The organism is Acetatifactor aquisgranensis (assembly GCF_943193215.1).
Classification (GTDB): Bacteria; Bacillota; Clostridia; order Lachnospirales; family Lachnospiraceae; genus Acetatifactor; species Acetatifactor aquisgranensis.
The window spans coordinates 152,852-174,213 of the sequence record NZ_CALPDH010000005.1 but is presented as its reverse complement, the minus strand read 5'-3'; the positions used below and the strand labels follow the sequence as shown (position 1 = coordinate 174,213).

Annotated in this window: 18 protein-coding genes; 5 read left to right on the top strand and 13 right to left on the bottom strand. The window is 56.1% G+C overall.

The window, feature by feature from the left end; all coding sequences use genetic code 11:
• Nucleotides 1-2 precede the first annotated feature (2 nt).
• On the top strand, nt 3-866 hold the full coding sequence (locus NFS35_RS06420) for a sensor histidine kinase (RefSeq protein ID WP_251206307.1): 864 nt from the start codon (nt 3-5) through the stop codon (nt 864-866).
• 6 nt (nt 867-872) lie between these two features.
• Nucleotides 873-1,568, top strand: a complete 696-nt coding sequence (locus NFS35_RS06415) for a response regulator (protein ID WP_251206306.1) — start codon at nt 873-875, stop codon at nt 1,566-1,568.
• An 18-nt stretch (nt 1,569-1,586) separates the two neighbouring features.
• On the opposite strand, the gene NFS35_RS06410 is transcribed toward NFS35_RS06415, so the two are convergent.
• The 12 genes from NFS35_RS06410 to acpP all read right to left on the bottom strand — a co-directional run bounded on the left by NFS35_RS06410 (nt 1,587) and on the right by acpP (nt 13,163).
• Nucleotides 1,587-2,573 carry a hypothetical protein gene (locus tag NFS35_RS06410; RefSeq protein ID WP_251206305.1) on the bottom strand — a complete coding sequence of 329 codons (987 nt, stop codon included), beginning with the start codon at nt 2,571-2,573 and terminating at the stop codon, nt 1,587-1,589.
• Nucleotides 2,570-3,130 carry an RNA polymerase sigma factor gene (locus NFS35_RS06405; protein WP_251206304.1) on the bottom strand — a complete coding sequence of 187 codons (561 nt, stop codon included), beginning with the start codon at nt 3,128-3,130 and terminating at the stop codon, nt 2,570-2,572. Before NFS35_RS06405 ends, NFS35_RS06410 begins: the two co-directional genes overlap by 4 nt.
• Before the next feature lie 138 nt (nt 3,131-3,268).
• Nucleotides 3,269-4,828: a cardiolipin synthase gene (gene cls / locus NFS35_RS06400; RefSeq protein WP_251206303.1), complete on the bottom strand. Its 1,560-nt coding sequence runs from the start codon at nt 4,826-4,828 to the stop codon at nt 3,269-3,271.
• Nucleotides 4,829-4,849: 21 nt separating this feature from the next.
• The gene (locus NFS35_RS06395; protein WP_251206302.1) at nt 4,850-5,302 is read right to left on the bottom strand and encodes a MarR family winged helix-turn-helix transcriptional regulator; all 453 of its coding nucleotides are present in this window, start codon (nt 5,300-5,302) and stop codon (nt 4,850-4,852) included.
• 98 nt (nt 5,303-5,400) lie between these two features.
• Nucleotides 5,401-6,366: a beta-ketoacyl-ACP synthase III gene (locus NFS35_RS06390; protein ID WP_251206301.1), complete on the bottom strand. Its 966-nt coding sequence runs from the start codon at nt 6,364-6,366 to the stop codon at nt 5,401-5,403.
• 56 nt (nt 6,367-6,422) lie between these two features.
• Nucleotides 6,423-8,276, bottom strand: a complete 1,854-nt coding sequence (accA, locus tag NFS35_RS06385) for an acetyl-CoA carboxylase carboxyl transferase subunit alpha (RefSeq protein ID WP_251206300.1) — start codon at nt 8,274-8,276, stop codon at nt 6,423-6,425.
• A gap of 41 nt (nt 8,277-8,317) precedes the next feature.
• Nucleotides 8,318-8,752 carry a 3-hydroxyacyl-ACP dehydratase FabZ gene (gene fabZ / locus NFS35_RS06380; protein ID WP_251206299.1) on the bottom strand — a complete coding sequence of 145 codons (435 nt, stop codon included), beginning with the start codon at nt 8,750-8,752 and terminating at the stop codon, nt 8,318-8,320.
• A gap of 40 nt (nt 8,753-8,792) precedes the next feature.
• On the bottom strand, nt 8,793-10,028 hold the full coding sequence (gene fabF, locus NFS35_RS06375) for a beta-ketoacyl-ACP synthase II (protein WP_251206298.1): 1,236 nt from the start codon (nt 10,026-10,028) through the stop codon (nt 8,793-8,795).
• 25 nt (nt 10,029-10,053) lie between these two features.
• Nucleotides 10,054-10,824, bottom strand: coding sequence for a 3-oxoacyl-[acyl-carrier-protein] reductase (gene fabG / locus NFS35_RS06370; protein ID WP_251206367.1), 771 nt, complete (start codon nt 10,822-10,824; stop codon nt 10,054-10,056).
• Between the two features lie 199 nt (nt 10,825-11,023).
• Nucleotides 11,024-11,944, bottom strand: coding sequence for an ACP S-malonyltransferase (gene fabD, locus NFS35_RS06365; RefSeq protein ID WP_251206366.1), 921 nt, complete (start codon nt 11,942-11,944; stop codon nt 11,024-11,026).
• A 28-nt stretch (nt 11,945-11,972) separates the two neighbouring features.
• The gene (fabK, locus tag NFS35_RS06360; RefSeq protein WP_251206297.1) at nt 11,973-12,905 is read right to left on the bottom strand and encodes an enoyl-[acyl-carrier-protein] reductase FabK; all 933 of its coding nucleotides are present in this window, start codon (nt 12,903-12,905) and stop codon (nt 11,973-11,975) included.
• A gap of 24 nt (nt 12,906-12,929) precedes the next feature.
• Nucleotides 12,930-13,163 (bottom strand): acyl carrier protein, encoded by a 234-nt coding sequence (gene acpP / locus NFS35_RS06355; protein ID WP_251206296.1) that lies wholly within the window; start codon nt 13,161-13,163, stop codon nt 12,930-12,932.
• A 284-nt stretch (nt 13,164-13,447) separates the two neighbouring features.
• On the opposite strand from acpP, the gene NFS35_RS06350 reads away from it, so the two are divergent.
• Genes NFS35_RS06350 through NFS35_RS06340 form a run of 3 tightly spaced genes read left to right on the top strand, consistent with a single transcriptional unit; the run spans nt 13,448 to nt 18,764 of the window.
• The gene (locus NFS35_RS06350) at nt 13,448-16,198 is read left to right on the top strand and encodes a glycoside hydrolase family 28 protein (protein WP_251206295.1); all 2,751 of its coding nucleotides are present in this window, start codon (nt 13,448-13,450) and stop codon (nt 16,196-16,198) included.
• Nucleotides 16,199-16,211: 13 nt separating this feature from the next.
• Nucleotides 16,212-16,685 (top strand): GAF domain-containing protein, encoded by a 474-nt coding sequence (locus tag NFS35_RS06345; protein ID WP_251206294.1) that lies wholly within the window; start codon nt 16,212-16,214, stop codon nt 16,683-16,685.
• A 39-nt stretch (nt 16,686-16,724) separates the two neighbouring features.
• On the top strand, nt 16,725-18,764 hold the full coding sequence (locus NFS35_RS06340; RefSeq protein WP_251206293.1) for a leucine-rich repeat domain-containing protein: 2,040 nt from the start codon (nt 16,725-16,727) through the stop codon (nt 18,762-18,764).
• Between the two features lie 54 nt (nt 18,765-18,818).
• Here the strand turns inward: NFS35_RS06340 and NFS35_RS06335 are convergent, their stop codons facing one another.
• Complete coding sequence (locus NFS35_RS06335) at nt 18,819-21,143, bottom strand: alpha-L-rhamnosidase (protein ID WP_251206292.1); 2,325 nt, start codon at nt 21,141-21,143, stop codon at nt 18,819-18,821.
• Nucleotides 21,144-21,362: the final 219 nt, after the last annotated feature.

Here is a 21,362-nt window from a genome sequence, read left to right as displayed (position 1 = left end):
GCATGCGTAAAAATCAACAGAATCCAACACAGCACACACAACCTTCCACCCAGAGCGGCAGCGGTTTCTACGCCGCCTTTTGCGCGGCGGCCGCAGTCGCTGTAACCGGCCTGCTGGCCTCACGGTTCATCGGCCAGAAAGCGGAAAAAGTCCCGGAGGAAAATCCACTGCAGGAGACGGATCTGGAGAAAATCCACAGCCACCTCATACGCGCCATCTCCCACGACCTGCGCACGCCCCTCTCCGGCATCATGGGCAACAGCTTCCTCTATCTGGAAAATCACCAGACTCTGGATGATGAGGAGAAGCTGGAACTTGTAGGCCATATCCATGAAGATTCCGGCTGGCTGATCAACATTGTGGAAAATCTCCTGGCCATGACCCGTATCGGGGACACGGAAAACCCTGTCAGCACCAGGGAAGAAATCGTAGAAGAGGTGCTGGGGGAGGCACTGCAGAAAATGGAGATGCGCCATCCCGGCTTTGAGATTCGTGCCATCATTCCGGACGAAATCATCATCCTGTCCATGGATGCGCTGCTGATAGAGCAGGTCATCATCAATCTGCTGGAAAACGCCCTGCTCCATTCCGAAAGCCGGAAACCTGTGGAGGTCATCGTAGAGGAGGGCGAAGATTCCGTAATCTTTACCGTCAGGGACTACGGACGCGGCATCCCCGAGGAAATGCTGGACCGGCTCTTCGACAGCGATTCCCTGACAAAGGCCGCCTCAGACCCTCACAAAAAGACCTGCATCGGGCTGATCATCTGCAAAGCCATCATCTCGGCCCACCACGGTACCCTTACAGGCAGGAATCACAGTCTCGGTGCGGAATTTACCTTCACCCTTCCAAAAAGGAGCGGTTGATTTATCATGAATGCCAAAGTCCATATCCTCTTAATCGAGGATGAAAAAAGTTTCTGTTCGTATATCACCGCTCTTCTGGGCAGGAGCGGCTATCACATCACCACTGCCATGACCGGCACAGAGGGCTTAAGCCTTGCGGCCTCCCTCTGTCCTGACTTGATTCTGCTGGATTTAGGCCTGCCGGACATAGATGGATTTCTGGTGCTGGAAGAACTGCGCAGCTGGAGCCATATCCCCATCATCATCGTCTCCGTCTGCAGCGAAGAGCAGGAAAAGGTGAAAGCGCTGGATCTGGGCGCTGACGATTATGTCACCAAGCCTTTCTATCCGGGCGAGCTGACGGCCCGCATCCGCACCGCCCTGCGCCATAGCCGCAGCCAGGCGCCAAGCCAGATTTACAGAGCCCTCAATCTGGAAATTGATTTGGACAAGAGGACCATTCATCTGGACGGCGAGCAGGTCCACCTGACCCAGATAGAATACCAGCTGCTCTCGCTCCTGGCCGAGAACGCGGGCCGCGTGCTGACCTACAACACAATGCTGCGGCGCATCTGGGGCCCCTACGCGGAAACCAACAATCAGATCCTGCGGGTCAACATGGCGAACATCCGCCGGAAAATCGAAAAGAATCCCGCCCAGCCCCAATACCTGTTCACCGAGGTGGGCGTGGGATACCGGATGCGGGAAAACGACACTGAATAGAGCCGGCTTTTGCCGGCTCTATTTGCTTTCCCCCATGGAACAGAACATCTCCCAGATTTCTACCGCCGTGCCCCGGCCGCTGAAACGCACCAGCACATTATCAGGATACAGTACGCCGAAATTCCCTCTGGGGGTATCCGTGTCCCCCTGGTCATCATAGGATTTCATCCGGCTTTCTACGATTTCCAGGCTGAAATCCTCCGCGGCGAACACCGGGTTGTCGAAACTTTCCCGATATTGCTCCGGCACGGTCTCCCCATATGGAATCTCGTACAGACGCTCGTCATAGCTTTCCTCCTGCTCTACATCCACCGTTCCGGGCGGATTTTCCGTCTTTCTCAGGTGCAGCATGATGGTATCCATCCCTCTGCTCCAGCACACCGTCAGATTCGCCTCTTCGTCATCCACTGTGCAGTAGGCATCCTCAAAAGCATATCCTGCCGGGAGCACCGTGGGCACATAGGCTCCCAGTACCGCCTCCTCTCTGCTCTGGGCCTCCGTAAGTTTCCGAGACTGCAGAGGCAGGCAGCCATCACTGTCCGCGCCGGAACTGCCGTTTTCCTCAGCAGCTCCTTCTTCCGTCGAAACGTCCTGACTCTTCCCTACGCCTCCGGCGGCTTCTTCCCGCTGTCCCGTCATGTCCGTGCCTCCCGCATCCGCCATATCATCCAGCGCGGATTCCTCCTTTGCCGCCCCAAATTCCTCAGGTTCCATATCTTCCGGTACGGCCTCCTGTCCGTCTCCCTCCGAATCCGTGGCCATCATCTGGGCTTTCCCTCCTGAGGAACTGCCCATCTTCAGATTAGACAACTGATACCCTCCCCAGCTGACCGCACCTGCCACCGCCAGGCACAATACTGCTGCAGCGGTCCTCATATTCCACTGCCAAAGTCCGCGGTGAATCTGCCTCCTGCAATCCTGACCGCAGCGTTCCAGCAAATCTTCGTCCACTCCTGACAGCGCCTCCATCAGCCGCACTGCCCCGCGCTTCTTCCCGTCCTTCATATCAACACACCCTCTTTTTCCAGATAATCCCGAAGCTTTGCCCTTGTGCGGAACAGGGAAGTCTTCACTGTGTTCAGCTTCATATCATATCGTCTCGCGATGTCGCTGTACTCCTCCACGTACCAGTAGCGGCGCAGGAATATATTGCATTCCCGCTCAGGCAGCCCACGCAGGAAGTCGTTCACCAGCCTCTCCAGTTCCGCGGCCTCCACCTCGGCCTGCGTATCGTGGGCGGCGGGCACACACTCCGCCAGCTCGTCCAGCGCAATCTCCATCTCGCCTTTTCCTCTCTTCATGGCATGCCTTTCTTTCCACCTGTCCAGCGACAGATTCCTGGTGATGGTCCCCAGGAACAAAGCCAGACGCCCCGGCCGCCTGGGCGGTATGGCATTCCACGCCCGCAGCCATGTATCGTTCACGCACTCGTCCGAGTCCTCCTTGGAGTACAGGATATTCCAGGCGATACTATAGCAGTAGTTTCCGTAAGTTTTCTGTGTCTCATAAATCGCCTGTTCCTCTCTCCCCCAATATAGATCCAGTATCTCCGCATCTTTCAAAGTATGCCTCCCTCCCGGCATGGCAGCCGTCTCATGCCTCTATAGACGATACGCATGGCGAAAAGTTTCTTAATTGAAAAAAATAGATAGAAAAAGGGCAGGAGACCCTACCCTTTGCATATTCTGAACGAAGCGCCGTCACATCAGCGGCGCCACAAGCCGCATGATTCTTCCGATTGCCCTGTCCCGCAGCCTTAATTTCTGATAATCCTCTACTTTCACTTCGATGCATTTCTCCAGCGTATCCTGAAAATCCCGCTCCATCACCCCTATCTGGGAATTTCGGTACAGCACCACGCCGCACTCGAAATGATGGAACAGACTCCGGTAGTCCAGATTCACCGTGCCCACCACGGCTTTCACATCATCGGAGATGAATACCTTGGCATGGACGAAACCGGGCTCATATTCGCAGATCCGCACCCCTGCCTCCAACAGTTGGTTATAATAGGTCTTCGCCAGCAGAAAGGCGTATTTCTTGTCCGGGATATGGGGCATGAGGATGACTACCTCCACCCCCCGTTTCACGGCATAGGTCATGGCCGTCAGCAGCTGATAATCCGGTATCAGATATGGCGTCATGATATGCACGTAGGTGTGGGCCGTATTCAGGATTTCCAGATACACCATCTGCCCTACCCGCTCCGACCCCAGCGGGCAGACACTGTAAGGAATGACATAGCCGTCGCTGGACAGGGACGCCTCCGGCGGAAGTACATATTTTCCGTATGCCTCCGGCTCTTTCTCGTCCACATCCCACATCTCCAGGAACATATAGGTGAACCGCTCCACGGCATCTCCCGAAATCATGGCGCCCACATCTTTCCAGTGTCCGAAGCGCTCCTTTTCATTGATATATTCATCCGCCAGATTGATGCCTCCGGTGAAAGCCACCTTGCCGTCAATGACCAGAATCTTGCGGTGGTCCCGGTTGTTGTAATGGGTGGAAAAAATGGGGCGGATTGGCGCGAACATCTTGCAGCGTATCCCTTCCGCCTCCAGCATGTCCGGAAAGAAGCCGGGCAGGTTCCAAAGCACATTGGTGCCGTCGTACATGAAGCGCACCTCCACGCCCTGCTTCGCTTTCTCCTTCAGGATATCCAGAACAGTCCCCAGCATCTGTCCCCCGGATACGATGAAGAACTCCATGAAGATATACTTTTCCGCTTTCTTCAGCTCCTCCACCATGTCCACGAACTGGCTGTCTCCCAGGGAATAATATTTCATCTGTGTATTGTCATAGACCGGGCTGTTGTCATATTTCTCCAGATAATGGGCCAGCTGTCCCATGTGGGGGCTCTCCGTCCGCAGCTTATCCCTTGTGTCCCCTCTGGGGACCACATATTTCTTCGTATTCTCAGACAGAGTCATGAGTCTGTCGTACAGAACCGTGGTACCCGGCTGCATGACGATCGTCATATAGAAGATAGCGCCAAAGACAGGCAATATGGCAATAGGCAGCATCCAGGACAGCTTCAGATCCGGATTGCCGGGCGCATTGTAGATATAAATCACCACAATGGCGCTGATTGCCAGAAACAGCACATAGAACAGATAGCTGTAGTTGCGCAGGAAAAAATATCCCACCGCCAACAGAATAAGCTGCGCCAGAAAACCCAGCAGTATCATCGCGAATCTGCCGTAGATGGCCGTCTTTAGCCTGCCCAGCATCTGATTGACCTTTTCACCTATACCCATGTAAATCACGCTCTCTTCCCGTCAGTTCCCCTGTGTTCCATCCTCCAGGAAAGAATTCAAATTCACAAGACAGCGGTACAGAATCTCCATCTCCTCCTCGCCTAAACCCTTCACAATTGCCCTGATCATCTTCTTGTGGAAGTCACGATGGTGATAGAATGCTTTCTTCCCCTTGGCCGTCAAAAGGACGTGTACCACGCGCCTGTCTTTCTCGCTGCGCTCCCTTTTGATATAGCCTTTCCGTTCCAGTCCGTTCATGTTCGTAGTCAGGGTGCTCACCGTGACGGAGAGGCGATGGGCTATCACGGACATATTCCTGGGCTCCTCCACGCCGATTGCCTCTATGATGTGCATATCGTTGTTGGAGATGTCCCTGTATTCCTCTGTAATCACCGCTTTTGCCTCCATGTCCATCACATGGTTGAACAGACTGACCAACAATTCATTTATGGAACGCTTTGTATTCTGTACCATTTCTCCCCGTTATCCTCTCCCGGCCCTCGGCCCCAGCAACAGGCCGTATAATAATAATGTACCCGTTTCCGCGAAAAAGTCAATAGGCATTTCCCCTGTCACCATTCCATCACGCAGGCCCCGCAGGTGAGTCCGGCCCCGAATCCGGACAGCACCAGCCGCATCCCCCGCCTCAGTTTCCCTTTCCGGTTCAGCTGGTCCAGCAAAAGGGGAATTGCCGCGGAGGAAGTATTCCCCACCTGATCCAGATTCATGGGAAAGAGGGAAATATCTGCCCCCAGCCGTTTTGAGATTCCTTCAATGATGCGGCGGTTGGCCTGGTGGAGCACGAAAAGTTCCACATCCCCTACGGTAAGATGAGCCTTTCCCAGAGCCTCCTCCACATTCAGCGGCACCTGGCGCAGCGCAAAAGCGAATACTTCCCTTCCGTCCATCCGCAGGAATTTCTGAAAATCTCTCTGGCCGGCCCAGGGATTTTCAAGAGGCCTGCTGCCGCCTGCCAACACTGCTCCCCGGCTGCCGTCCGCGTGCTGCACGAAGCTTAGGATGCCGCCGGTCTCGCACTTCTCCACATAGACGGCTCCTGCGCCGTCCCCGAACAGGATACAGGTGCCCCTGTCCTCCCAGTCTACCAGCTTTGACAGCACCTCGCTTCCGGCAATCAGGGCATTGCGGTAGATTCCCGCCTCCACATAAGCCCATGCCGTGTGCAGCGCAAACAAAAAACCGGCACATGCCGCGTTTAAGTCAAATGCCACGGCATTCCCGGCTCCAATCCTGCTCTGGACCTGGCAGGCCATACAGGGGGCCACATCCTCCGGGGAGCAGGTGGCCACCAGCAGAAGCTCCACCTCTTCCGCCTGCCTGCCCGCGTCCGCAAGCGCCTGCCCGCAGGCGTCCGCCGCAAGCGCCGCTACGGTCTCTCCTGTGGACACATGCCTGCTGCCGATGCCGGTGCGCTCCCGAATCCATTCATCCGAGGTGTCCACCAGCTCCACGATTTCTCTGTTTTCCACCCTCCGCCCGGGGAGGGCGCTTCCCGTTCCCATAATTCTAATCGACATCTTTTTCTCCTATTATAATCGCTGCGCGATGGCACCGAAGTGCCAATCCTCTTCCCTTAATATTTGCGGAATCTTTCATATCTCTGGGCGGCAATCTCCTCGCCGGTCATTCCCCGGTACCCTTCCAGAAACGCCATAATCTGCTCTTTCAGATATCCGCCGATGGCACCGGCAGTGGTGCTGTCCGCGCCTCCGAACTCCGGAACGATCTTATCCACCACCCGCAGGAGTTTTAAATCCTGTGCCGTGATGCGCATGATTTCGCTGGCCTCCCTGGCCTTGGAGGAATCTTTCCACAGAATCGAGGCAAATCCCTCCGGGGAAAGAATGGAATAGGTGGCATTCTCCAGCATCCACACCTCGTTCCCCACTCCCGTGGCCAGCGCGCCGCCGCTGCCGCCCTCGCCGATGAAAATGCACAACACGGGTACTTTTAAAGCCGACATCTCCAGCAGGCATTTGGCAATGGCTTCGCCCTGCCCTCTCTCCTCCGCCTCGATGCCGCAGTAAGCGCCGGAAGTATTGATGAAGCTTACAATCGGGCGATGGAATTTCTCCGCCTGCTTCATCAGGCGCAGGGCCTTGCGGTAGCCCTCCGGCATGGGCATGCCGTAATTGCGCCGCTGGCACTCCTTTCCGTCCTTTCCCTTGTGCTCCGCGATCACCGTCACCGGCTGGCCCTCCAGGAAACCGATACCGGCGATGATGGCCGGATCGTCCCGGAAGCATCTGTCCCCATGGGCCTCCACGAAATAGTCAAAGATACAGCTCATGTAGTCACAGGCGCTTGCCCGCTCCAATCTGCGGACTGCTTTCACCTTATCCCAGACATTCGCAGGCTTCGTGGTCCAGGTCTGCTCTTTGAGCACCTCGTTCAGCACGAAATGGAAGTCCTTTCCCCCGGTGAAGTCCGCGTATTCCCCCTCTTTGCCCTGATGGGATTTGATTAGGAAATAAAGAGTCTTCTTCAGCACTTCCCGCCTGACGATTCCGTCTATGATGCCGTGCTCCACCAGAAACTCCGCTGTCTGAAACCCCTCCGGCAGCTCCTGCCCGATGGTCTGCCGGATGACCCTGGGCCCCGCGAACCCGATGAGGGCTCCCGGCTCCGCCATAATCACATCCCCCAGCATGGCAAAGCTGGCGGTGACGCCGCCCGTAGTCGGATCGGTGAGTATGGTGCAGTATAAAAGCCCGGCCTCTCCCAGCTTCCGAATCGCCGCGGAAGTCTTGGCCATCTGCATCAAAGAGATGATGCCCTCCTGCATCCTGGCTCCTCCGGAGCAGCAGAAGAAGAACACCGGCAGCTTTAATTCCACAGCCCGCTCCACGGCCGCGGTGACTTTCTCCCCCACCACCTGGCCCATGCTGGCCATGAGGAACCGGGAATCACAGATGCCCAATACGGCGTCCGCGCCGAAAATCTTGCACCGTCCCACTGTGAACGCTTCTTCCAGCCCTGTCTTCTCCCTGGCCTCCGCCAGCTTTTCCTCATATCCCTGGTAGGAAAGAGGGTTTCTGACAGGCATATCCGTGAACCAGGGTTCAAACGTATGAGGGTCTGCCACCATGCGGATGCGATTGCCTGTCCTGACCCGGAAATACCCCTCGCATTCATAGCAGATATACTTCCGCCTGGCCACTCTGTCCCGATTCACCATCTTCCCGCATTTGGGGCAGCGTATCATGTAGTTTTCTTTTTCCTGCCCCTGGGGATTCTGCCCCGCCGGTACTTTTTTCGCCTCGGAAAGGGAGGCCTCCCCGGCAGCCCTGTCCTCTCCCTGAGGAGTATCCCCCCGCTGCATTTCAGAATCCGCTTTTTTGTCTGATTGTCTTGTAAAAAATGTAGTCCGCTTTTCCCGTAACTGGTCCGCTTTTCCAGATGCTTTTTTCCTGAACAGTCCGCTCATATCCGTCCTCTCCATTCCTTTACCGCAATATTCCTATGATTTCAGCCTGCCCCAATGGCAAAAGTCAGTTGGGCCCGGGCCACCACCTTGCCGTCCACAGCAGCCACCGCCTCGCTTATGCCCAGGGGGCCCTTGCACTTGACCAATTTAGCCTCTATGGTCAGCACATCCCCGGGGATGACCTTTTTTCGGAATTTCGCCTTGTCGATTCCGGCGAAATACGCGGTCTGCCCTTTCCACTCCTCTGCGGAGAGCATGGCAACCGCTCCCACCTGGGCCATGGCCTCCAGGATCAATACCCCCGGCATCACAGGGTTTCCCGGAAAATGTCCCTGAAAATAAGGTTCGTTCATGCTGACGCATTTCCGCCCCACGGCCCGCCTGCCCGCTTCCAGCTCCTCGATTGTATCTATCAGCAGAAAAGGATACCTGTGGGGAATGATTTCCATAATCTCCTTTGCGGTATACAACGACATGACGCAATTTCCTTTCTTTTAATACGTTTTATAATATATTTTAATATTCTGTCCTGCCTAACAGGATGCTGGCGTTGTGCCCTCCGAATCCGAGGGAGTTGCTGAGGGCATAGGGAACCTCCTCCCTGTGGCTTTCCTTACAGTAATCCAGGTCCATCTCCCCCTCTGTCTCCTGAAGTCCCACTGTCCTGTGGATGAAGCCCTCCTGTATCTCTTTCACACAGTCGATGAACTCCACCGCTCCGGCAGCGCCCAGCAAATGGCCTATCATGGACTTGGTGGAATTGATTCTTATCTCTTTCGCATGGTCGCCGAAAGCCAGCTTGACGGCCCTGGTCTCGAAGAGATCATTGTGATGGGTTGCCGTGCCGTGGGCATTGATGTAGCTTAACGCCTCCGGCTCCACGCCGCCGTCCTTCAGGGCATTAAGCATGGCTGCGGCCGCTCCCGCGCCGTCCTCCGCAGGAGAGGTGATGTGATAGGCGTCGGAGGTACAGCCGTAGCCCAGCACTTCCGCGTAGATATGGGCTCCCCGGGCTCTCGCGTGCTCCAGTTCCTCCAGGACGACGATTCCGGAGCCCTCCCCCATGACAAAGCCGCTCCTGTCCTTGTCAAAAGGGATGGAGCATCTGTGGGGATCCGTGCTGTCGGACAGTGCCGTAAGCGCGGCGAAGCCCGCAATTCCGATGGGGCTCACAGCCGCCTCCGCTCCCCCTGCCACGCATACGTCCGTCTCCCCGTACTGGATGGAGCGGAATGCCTCCCCGATGGAGTTCGTGCCCGTAGCGCAGGCAGTGGCCACATTCAGGCTCTTCCCCTTTAAGCCGTAGGCGATGCTGACATTTCCGGCCGCCATATTGGATATCATCAACGGCACGAACAGAGGACCCACTCGGGAGGGGCCTTTTTCGGAAAGTCTGCCGCACTCCCGCTCCATGGCCTGCAGACTGCCCACGCCGCTGCCCACAAAGCAGCCCACCCGATAGGCGTCTTCCTTTTCCATGTCCAGCGCCGCGTCCGCCAGAGCCTCCCCTGCCGCCGCCACGGCGTACTGGCAGAACAGCTCCATGCGCCTTGCCGCCTTTTTGTCCATGTACCGCTCCGGCGCAAAGTCCTTCACTTCCGCCGCAAGACTACATTTATAGGCTTTCGCGTCGAATTTCGAAATCGGAGCAAAGCCTACCCGCTCCTGCAAAATTCCCTCCCAGAACGCCTCTACACCGATACCTATTGGGGTAATGGCCCCCATGCCTGTCACTACTACTCTCCGCTTCATATCACATCCTCCATAAAACTTCTTCTCACACCAGGCCGCCGTCCACGCATATGACCTGTCCCGTGATATAATCCGATCTGCCGCCTGCCAGAAAGGCCACCAGCTCAGCCACGTCCGCAGGGCTGCCCATCCTGCCCATGGGAATCGATGCCACGGCTCCCTCCCTGGCTTTCTCGGGCATCTCTAAAGTCATCTCCGTTTCGATGAAGCCCGGCGCTACGGCATTGACGCAGATATTCCTGCCCGCCAGCTCCTTTGCCACGCTTTTCGTCAGCCCGATCAGCCCGGCCTTGGAGGCGGCGTAATTGGCCTGCCCCGCGTTGCCGACCACGCCTGACACGGACGAGATATTGATGATCTTGCCCCTTTTCTGCTTCAGGAACTGCCTGGTCAGGTGGCGGATGGTGTGGAATGCGCCTTTCAGATTCGTATTTAAGACATAGTCATAGTCTTCCTCGGACATGCGCGCCACCAGATTATCCCTTGCCACGCCCGCGTTGTTCACCAGAATGTCCACATGGGCATATTTCGCGATGATTTCCTCCACCATCCGGCCGCATCCCGTGAAATCGGACACATCACAGCCCACAGCCTCTCCCTGTCCGCCGGCCGCCTCTATCTGCGCCACCACTTCCAGGGCACGCTCCCTGGAGCCGTTGTAGTTCACCAGCACTGCGGCCCCCCGCTTAGCCAGCGCAAGGGCGATGGCCTTTCCGATGCCCCGGCTGGCTCCTGTCACCAGCGCCACCTTTCCGGCTAATTCCTTATCTGCCGTCACTGTCTTTTCCTCTTCCATTTTCACTCCCCCATTTCTCCTGCCGCACACTCTCCGCTACAGCTGGCGTTATGCAGTCAGGTTACTCGGAAATTTTAACTTTTAAGCAGTACAAAATCCATGCCTGACCGGTTCTCGGTCCCCATGGACCAAATGCCCCGAACAGCCTGCGGGCTGATTACGGCACAAAGTTGACCGTACCGTGCACGGCCTGCGGGAATCAGGGTGTCTGTCCCGGCACCGCCGCCATGTCTTCCACTTTCGCCACATTCAGCACTTTCACGTCGCGGTTCATCTTCCTCAGAAAGCCTGCCAGCGTCCGCCCGGGCCCGATTTCCACAAAGGTATCCACGCCGTCCGCCAGCATGCGCTCCATGGTCTCCCGCCATCTTACCGTGGAGGATACCTGTCTGACCAGAAGCTCCTTGATCTTGCCGCTCTCCGTCACATAATCCGCCTCCACATTGCACAGATAAGGAATCTTCGGCGCATGCACCGAAATGCCCTCCAGTTCTGCCGCAAGCTTCTCCCCGGCTCCCGCGAGCAGCTTAGAGTGAAAGGGCCCGCTGACCTTCAAGGGAATGCAGCGCTTCGCCCCGGCTCCCGCAAGCTTCTCCGAAGCGGCCTGCACAGCCTGTGCCTCCCCGGTAATCACGATCTGCCCCGGGCAGTTGTCATTGGCGATGGACACAATCCCTTCTGTCTCCCGGCAGATACGGCCAATGGTCTCCGCATCCAGTCCCAGCACCGCCGACATGGCGCCGCCCGACGGATAAGCCTCCTGCATGAAAATGCCCCTGCAGCGAATCAGCCAGAACAATTGCGGCAGCTCCATCACCCCCGCAGCCGCCAGCGCGCCGTATTCCCCAAGGCTCAGTCCCGCGGCACAGTCCGCCTTAAGCCCCTTTTCCTCCAGCACTTTCAGAATCGCCACCTCAGTAGCCAGCATGGCGATCTGGGTATATTCCGTCACATCCAGATCGGCGTTTTCCGTAAAGCACAGTTCGGCCACATCCAGTCCCGTGGCCTCCCCCGCCGTCGCATAGACACGCCTGGCCGTCTCAAAGTTATCGAAAAAATCCTTTCCCATGCCGCTGTACTGTGCGCCCTGTCCCGGAAAGATAAATGCCGTCTTGCCCATCTGTCTCCCAATCCTTTCTTCCAACTTCTCACATCCGGTCAAATCCCAGAAGCTTCCCTGCCTGCTCCATGATTTCCTGGATGATTTCAGCGCAGCTTTGCTCCCTGTCCACCAGGCCCGCGATCTGGCCTGCCATCAGGGTGCCGTTTACGGTATCGCCCTCCATCACGGCCCTGCGCAGCGCACCCACGGTCAGCTGCTCCAGCTCTTCAAACGGAGCCCCGGCCTTTTCCTTTTTCAGGTACTCCCTGGTCATCTGATTGCGCAGCTGGCGCACCGGATGCCCGTGGCTCATGCCCGTGACCTGGGAGTCGATATCCTTTGCGGCGATAATTTTCTTCTTATAGTTCTCGTGGGCGATGGACTCCTTCGCCACCACGAAACGGGTGCCCATCTGCACCGCCTCCGCGCCCAGCATAAAAGCTGCCGCAAATCCTCTGCCGTCCCCGATTCCCCCGGCGGCGATGACGGGAATGCCCACCGCATCCGCCACCTGGGGCACCAGCGCCATGGTGGTGGCAGAGCCGATATGGCCGCCGGACTCCATGCCCTCCGCAACCACGGCATCCGCCCCGGCACGCTCCATCATTTTTGCCATGGCCACGCTGGCCACCACGGGAATCACTCTCACCCCGGCAGCTTTCCATCCGGCCATGTACTTGCCCGGATTCCCCGCGCCGGTGGTCACTGCCTTTATATTCTCCTGCGCCACCACCTCGGCGATTATGTCCGCTTCCGGATTCATCAGCATGATGTTCACACCGAAAGGCTTATCCGTCAGGGCCCTGCACTGCCTGATCTGCTCCCGCACCACCCGGGCCGGCGCCGCGCCGGCGCCGATGATGCCGAAGCCTCCCGCCTCCGACACCGCGGCGGCCAGACGGCACTCGGCCACCCAGGCCATGCCTCCCTGAATCAGGGGATATTCCACCCCCAGAAGTTCTGTTATCCTTGTCTTCATTTCCTGTCCCCGAATTCTCTTCCCCTACATGTCGATGCCCTTGGCCGCCAGATACTCCATCACATCCTTCACCGTGACCAGCTTCTCCAGATCCTCGGAGGGAATCTCCACGTCGAACTCATCCTCCAGGGCCATCACCAGCTCGAACAGATCCAGGGAATCCGCATCCAAATCATCCTTGAAACTGGTATCCTCCGTGATGACGGTGCCCTCCGCGTTCAGCTTCTCCTCAATGACTTCCTTTAATTTCTCGAACATGTCTTTTTCTCCTTTTCCATTCTGCTTTTTATGGTTTTCAAAACTATGTATAATAGTTTGAAATTCAACTTGTTTGACGTTCAAGTTATTTGATATTCAAACTATTTTGGATAATAACTCAGTCAAACAGAAATGTCAATAAGGAATTTAATATTCTGCAATTTTACTAGTATTTTTTGAAAAATATAGTATAATAGAATCAAAAATAAGATTCTATTATCAAAGTTTTATAATTGAACATAGACAACTACCCACAAGGTTCAACTTTCAAAGGAGCAGCAAAAATGTCATCCTACACAATACCAGAGGCCACCGGCGCCTCTATCCGCCCTAAGAACCTGCTGAAGCACAAGTATTTCCCCATCACCGATTTCGGTGCCAGAGAAGACGCAGCCCCGGCCCTGAATACCGAGGCTGTCAACAATGCGATTTCCGCAGCCGCAAGGGAGGGCGGCACCGTAGTCGTCCCGAAAGGGACTTTCCATCTTTATACCATCCTTCTCAAGAGCAATGTCAACCTCTATCTCTCGGAAGGATCCGTGCTGGCCGCCGCAAGGACGGATATCTCCCATTCCTATGAGAAACAGTCCGGAGAGGGAGGCAATTACAGAGAACCCGAGGTAAATCTCTACGTCGGGCTGCAGGATCACGGCCATTCCTATTTCTCCAACAGCCTAATCTACGGAGCCGATCTGGAGAATATCATGATTTACGGCAAGGGCCTGATTACCGGGGGCCGCTTCGATGAAGAGAGCGGCATCCTGGAGTATGTGCTGCAGGGCGGAGACCCCCAGGAGCCCATATCCCGGGAGGCGAAAGGCCATCAGGAGGAGTGGTTCGGCAATAAAGGAATCGCTCTGGTCCGCTGCGAGAACGTGGTCCTGGAGGATTTCTCCGTCACCATCGGCGGTCATTTCGCCATCATTGCCCAGGGATGCGAGAATCTGTATGCGAACCATGTGCTCTTAGATACCATGAGAGACGCCTTTGACATCGACTGCTGCCAGAATGTGACGGTACGGAACACCATCTGCAACTCGCTGACCGATGACGGCCTGTGCCTGAAAGCTTCTTTCGGAGCCGGTGTCTTTAAGCCTCTGACCAATGTCCTGATAGAGGACTGCACCGTATGCGGCTATGACGCGGGCAGTGTCTATGCCGGGGAATATACCAGGGACAAGCTGATTGCCCTGGACCGCTGCGGCCCCACCGGGCGGGTGAAGTTCGGCACGGAGGCCACCTGCGGCTATCATCTGGTGACCATCAGGCGGGTGAAATTCGACAGGTCCAGAGGCTTCTGTATGGAATCCGTGGACTGCTCCTCCCTGACAGATGTCATCTTTGAGGACTGCGTCCTGGACAATGTGTCCAGTTCGCCTATTTTCCTGCGGGCCGGCGACAGGGCCAGGTTCCCCGTGACGGGAAATGTCTCCTCCTCCGCCTACCCGGCCGCGGATACCAATGTACGCCTGGACGACAGGAACTGGGTGCTGCCCAACGAGAGAGCCTACCACTGCTATCCCGCCAGACGCTACGCCCCTCATTATAACAGAACCAAAACGGTGACCGTGGACGGACATTCCTCCTTTGAAATCGTAGACCCGGAGAGGCCTGTGACATGCAATCCGGCCAATTACGAAGAGATAGACGGACATTATTATCTCAAGGTCTGGCAGTCCGAAAGCTACGCGCAGAAGAACACTTCCAGCCGGGGAAGCTCCCGCCAGAATAACAACACCCAGCACCCGGAAGCCCATGGCACCTATGTGGCAGATTTGTCCAGAGAACTGCAGGAGAAAGACCTGCCCTTATATGCGAATGCCATCGGATGTTCGGCCCTGGCCACAGTGGCCAATGTGCTGATCAGAAATGTGACCATTACCAACGCGGATCCCCGCTATCCTGTCCTGCTGATGGGATTGACGGATTCTCATATGAAAAATATCGTCCTGGAGAACATCTCGGTAGAGTACAGAGGCGGGCTGACCATGGAACACGCCGTGGAGCAGCGACAGCTGAACACAGAATGGAAATTCTCCCAGTTCCACGCAAAGGAGCGCGTCCAGAACCTGCCCTGGCTGGTGAACAGCTTCTTCTCCAAGGGCGAGGGGCTCCTGCCCCGGGCGGACTGGGACGCACAGAAAGAATGCTGGAGGGACAATCCCTACAATGTGCCGGAACTCCCGGACGCTTATCCGGAGCCCAGCAACTGGGGGATACTGCCCGCCTACGGCCTTTTCGCGAAACATGTGGACGGCCTGACCCTGCGCAATATCCGTTTTTCCTGCAAAGTTCCCGACGGCAGGCATGTCTGTGTCTTCGACGACGTGAAGGATGTCTGTGTGGACGGCCTGGAGGCCTGCTGTGCAAAAGACCTGGCCCCTATCGCCACCGTAACGGACCACTACAGACGCCATACCAACGCGGAGAACGTACCGGAGCAGCCCTATTTCACCACCAGTGTCACAGGGCTGGAAATCCACAGGCCATTGCTGCTCTCGGAGGGCAAAGAGAACTGCCCGCCCAGAGCAGTACATGAGAAAGAAGCCTGCGTCAGGGAAGTGGAAATCACCGCTCCCGCGCCGGGCACCCCCACGGACAGCCTTTATTCCCTGCCCACAGTGCCCTGTCAGGAGACGGGCTATCATTACGAAGTGGATACCGACAATTATCCGCTGCCCCTGACAGTGTACCGTCCTTATATCCGCCCGGTTGCCCCTGCGAAGGTTCGGGCGGGAGAGCTCTTCCAGGTGATCCTGAGCGTGGGCAGCCCCGCCAGCGACATCTCGGACGAGGCCTCCACCGCGGGAATATACAATGAGCTGCTCCGCCCCAACTACAGCGTAAAGGGCATGATTTCCTCCCTAAGGGCATCCTGTGAGAACCTCCCTGAGGGCGCGGAGTTCGATGCCGGGGCCATGCGGTTCCGGTGGACTCCCACGAAAGAGCAGCAAGGAGAGCATCGCATCGTCTTCGCGGTGGACGACGGCCTGATGCCGGAGAAGATGCAGATGAAGCTCACCGTTGAGGCATGAGGAGGAAGCGATCATGAATACAGTATACCAGACCGATTTTTCCCTGCTTCTGGAACAGCTGGCATCCATACAAGCATCCGAGCGGGACACCATCGCCAATCTGGCCAATGCCTCCGCCCTGCTGTACATGAGCTTAAAGGATATCAACTGGGCGGGCTTTTACCTGGTGCGGGAGGGCCAGCTGGTCCTGGGGCCTTTCCAGGGCAAGCCTGCCTGCATCCGCATCGACTTCGGAAAAGGCGTCTGCGGCAGCGCGGCGGCAGACGGAACTACGCTTGTAGTCCCTAACGTGCACGCTTTCGCGGGGCATATCGCCTGCGACGGCGCCTCCAATTCGGAAATCGTCATCCCCATCCACCACGCCGGAAAGCTGACGGCTGTGCTGGATATCGACAGCCCCCTGTATGAACGATTTACACAGGCTGACAGAGAAGGGCTGGAGCGCTTCTGCGCTGTTCTGGAAAAAGCCTGTGACTGGCAGATATAAGAAAGCCTGATACATCACAACACAGAAATGAGGTTTCATATGGCAAACGAAGTGACAAAGTGCCCGATGTGCGGCACAAAACTGAAAATGATAAACGGCAGGATGACCTGCAAGGAATGCGGCTACTATATCAGAGGCAGCGAGGGACAGGACAGTTTCTCGGGAGCGGCGCAGCAGACCTCCACAGGAGGCAGCCCATACCCTCAAAGCAGCACCGGCACAGCGGGCAGTACAGGCAGCCAGTACCAGACGACCTCCCGGTCCGCCCCCACAAGGCAGACCGGCACCATGGGACAGACCAGTACTTCCTGGCGGAACGGCCCCTCCGTTTCCTCCGCCCCCAAGCAGCCTGCCGAGCACAATCCCACCGTGGCAATCGTGGTATCCATCGTTACCGGCGTCATCTGCCTGATACTGTTCGCGGTCATCGTACTGGCAAAATCCGGCGCTCTCACACATATGCTCCCCGAGAGGGAATCTGCGGAAAGCGTTGCAAGCGCTTCTTCCAGCCAGCCCCGGAAAGCCTCCGACCAGGCATCGGAAGAGTCCGGCCAGACCACCCGGGGAGATGTCAGCTCCTATTACAGACTGCCCCAGTCAGACTTTTTCTGTTCTGTGGCCGAATATATCTGGGATAAGCCCTGCGACACCATCACGGACGAGGAGTTCGCCAACCTCACTGCCATCCAGATCGACCGGGATGAGAAGAGCATCACCTATCAGCTGGGGTACGGCGATACCCTGTCAGCCTCCTATGAATCCGACGAGGGAATGGAACTTTCCGACCTGTCCTGCTTTACCGGACTGGAGTGGGTCTCCATCGATGCTTCCTTTGAAAAGGGCGATCTGAAAGGGCTGGAGAACCTTTACGGCCTTTATTCGGAGAACAGTCTCGATGAGATAGCCGACATTGTTCCTTATCCGGAATATATCACGGATTTGGGCGTGGCGGACACTTTCCTGGCCTCAAGTCTAAACGGCCTGGAGGATTTCCCCAACCTCATGTACTTAAAAGTGGACTATGCGGGATTGACGGATATCTCCGCCCTTACCCAGTCCCCTGACCTGCTTGGCCTGAATCTCTCAGGCTGCGACCGGCTGACGGACTTCTCCCCGCTGATGTCCATGATCAATCTGGAGGAGCTGACAATCGAGTCCGATCAGCTGAAAAGCATTGATTTCATCAAAAACATGCCTGCCCTGAACAGCCTGAGCATAGAGAGCACCCAGGTATCCAACGTTGACGCGCTGGCGGAATGCCCCCAGTTAGAGTATCTGTACCTGTATCTGGACGGCTCCTATTCCATCACCGACTATTCCGTCATCGGCAATCTGACGCTCCTGAACAAACTGGCCCTGGAGATGAGCGGGAACTATAACGGCATCATGCCCTCCTTTGAAAACCTGACGAACCTCCAGTACCTGTCCCTGAAAGGCGCGCGGGATGTGGCTCCCATCAAGGATGCGGTGAACCTGACCTATCTCTCCCTGGAGGACTGCAGCGGGGATTCCCTGGACGTAATTGCCTCCCTGCAGGAAATCCAGAGCCTTTACATCAATGATTTCTCCTCCTATACCAGCTCCCTGGAGCCGCTGACCCATCTGCCGAATCTGATGATGCTGGATTTGGAAGATACATCTGTCTTCGGAAACATCGAGGAGATATTCGGCATCCCCACTTTGCGCTATCTGTATCTGGACGACTGCCAGGTGGGCATGGACTTTGCCAGCCTCCCTTCCAACGAGACGCTGGAAGTCCTGTCCCTGAACGATATCTCCATCCTTTACGATCCCACCTACAACAATGGGGACAAGGTAAAGCTGTCGGATCACTATGATATGTTCGACTGTTTCCCGAATCTGACAGAGCTGTACATAGAATCCACGGAAATCGACAGCATCGAGTTCGTGGCGAAACTGCCGAAACTCCAGTACCTGGACATCACGGACAACAATGTCACCAGCTTAAAACCCCTGGAATCTCTGAGCGATTTCCAGGCTGTATGGTGCGGACAGAACACCATTCTGGAAACCCTGCCGGAAAGCAGCGGCATCACGGTGTACACAACTGAATACTAAGCAATCAGGGGCTGTCCCAAGACAGCCCCTTTAAAATATTCTTTGTAAGGAAAATTATCCGACCGTAACCGGGACAATCCAATAACGCCCTGTCCCCTGTTCCAGACAGTTCAAGCGCCTTTCCTCAAACAGGTATCCGTTGTCCAGCACGATTTCACAGGCCACATTGTCAGGGCAGGAGACTTCCAGGAAAATCTTCTCCCCCTCTCTTCTCCAGGACACTGCCATCTCGCCGTCCGGCAGGATGTGGCTTGCTCTTACGTGAGAGAGACTTTGGATGAATTTCGGCCGGACGGACACTTTCCTGCTGTTCACCACATTGATTCCTCCGGGATAACGCATGTACCACTGGGACACATCTGCAAGGAAGTGATGGTTCTGGGAAATCTTATGCCTTGTCTCATCCGGCAGGAAATGCTCCGGTATCGTCGTGTCCCCCCGCTCCGCAAAATATCCATAAGAGGGATATTCCTTACTTGTGATCATCCGGTAGGCCAGCTCTGACTCTCCAAAGGCGGAGAGCACATGGAACAGAACCCGCATCCCCAGGAAACCGCATGTGGCTTTTTCGCCGTCCCTGCGCACCAGCTCCATCAGCCTGCGGAACGCCTCCGGTTTCTCGCCGCTGTCAAAGATATTATAGTAAATCCCCATGGCCTGGCCGCTCTGGCAGGAACTCTTTACCATCATTGTGCCGAAATCGATGTACTGTTTGCGGACAGCTTCCCTGATTTCCCTGCCCAGCTGCTCCGCAAACGCCGCGTGGATGGACAATCCCACGGCCCGGAACATCTCCCGCCCCAGACAGCACATATCGTATACCATGACGCTGTCCGTGAAGCCGAGAGGCACCTCGTAGTCACTGCTGCCCCGGTCCACCGGAACCCAGTCTCCCAGTCCGATGGCAATGATGCCCTTCTCGTCCCTCCGCCTGCCTGCATACTCCAGATAACGCAGCATGGCGTGGGCATTTTCCCGTATAATTTCCACGTCTCCTCTATATTGATAAATACGGTAGGGAATTTCAAATAAAGCAAGATCCCAGGCAGGCCCGTTCCCCCATTCGTAGCCCCAGGTATCCGTGGGCACGATTCCCGGAAGCATTCCGTCCTCAGCCATGGCAAGGCGGATATTGCGAAGCCACTCCCTGTAGCTCTCCTCCGCCCCCAGGTTCATCATGATATGCTCCGCGGAGGCTGCGGCATCCCCTGTCCATCCGTTCTTTTCCCGATGAGGGCAGTCCGTGGGGAAATAGTAGAAATTGGACAAATCGCTGCGCCTGCACATCTCGAAAATACGGTTGGCCGTCTCATCCGAGCAGCCAAAAGAACCACGCTGTTCCAGATTGGAACTCATGACCAGATAGGTCAGAAGCCCCTCTGTGGCCTGCTCCGGGGTGATGCCGGACACATACAGATAGCGGAACCCGTGATAGGTGAACATGGGCTCGAAAACCTCTTCCTCTTCACTTCCCACCACATAGATATCCCTCTGGGCATAACCGTCCGGATAAAAATTGATATTGTTATAATCCACCGCGCCGTCCATCAGCTCCTCGCTGCATTGGATGTCGATGCGCTGGCCGGGCTTCCCCTTAATCTTCAGCCGGAAAATGCCGGCATTGTTCTCCCCGAAGTCATAGATGTAGCCGCCCGTCCTGACCGGCGCTTTCTCAGGAGTCTCCTGACCGAGCAGGCCCTCACGGACATCCGGCCTGGGAGCGTAGGGCACCATCTTTCCCGGACAGATTTTCACCGGCTCCAATTCCTTTGTGATCGCCACAGGGTCTGCCTGGCAGAGTCTGGCCTTTCCCCGGGGCCTCTCCGCGGGTATCGGATCATGCCATGTCCCATCCTCCGCAAATCCGGGCTCTGTCCATCCTGCCGGCTCCTGCCGCCTGTCATAAAATACCCCTGACCTTAAATCGTTGAACAGGACAGGGCCTTTCCTGCACCTGAAATCCTCCGCGTCAAAGGCCAGTTCTTCCTCTCCGTCCTTAAGGGCCACGCTCAGCGCAAGCTTCGGCGCGGAATTGAACACATTGTCCATGAAGTCCCATACTTTCGTCTTGCCGTTCTGGAACCCGTCCCCCAGCATGACGGCAATGACATTCTCGCCCTGGCGCAGCCAGGTTGCGATGTCGTACCGGTCATAGTAGGTGATATGATCCGTGTTGGAGATATAGGGGGCCAGGAACCCTTTCGTAATCTTCCTGCCGTTTACGAACAAATCGTAGAATCCCAATCCGCAGATCACGACCTCCCCTTCCGCTTCGGCGGCGGACAGCGCAAAGCTCTTCCGAAAGAGCGGGGCCGCCACATGCTTCAGGTAGGTGGAATGCTCCCTGCATTCGCTGACGAACTTCTTTGAAAACACCATCTTCCACATTTCCTTTCCATTTATTGTCTTACTGCCTTATCCTCTTTTCACCAGATTACACCAACCGGATGGATTTGTCCATTCTTTTTACTAAAATGAAAGACAGAAAAACCGCACAGGGGAAGCCTCCGCAGAACACAGAAGCTTCATACGAACAGTCAGCCCTGTATGGCGATTCCCCTATGCGGTATCCATTCTCAAAATCTATAGAACTTTACA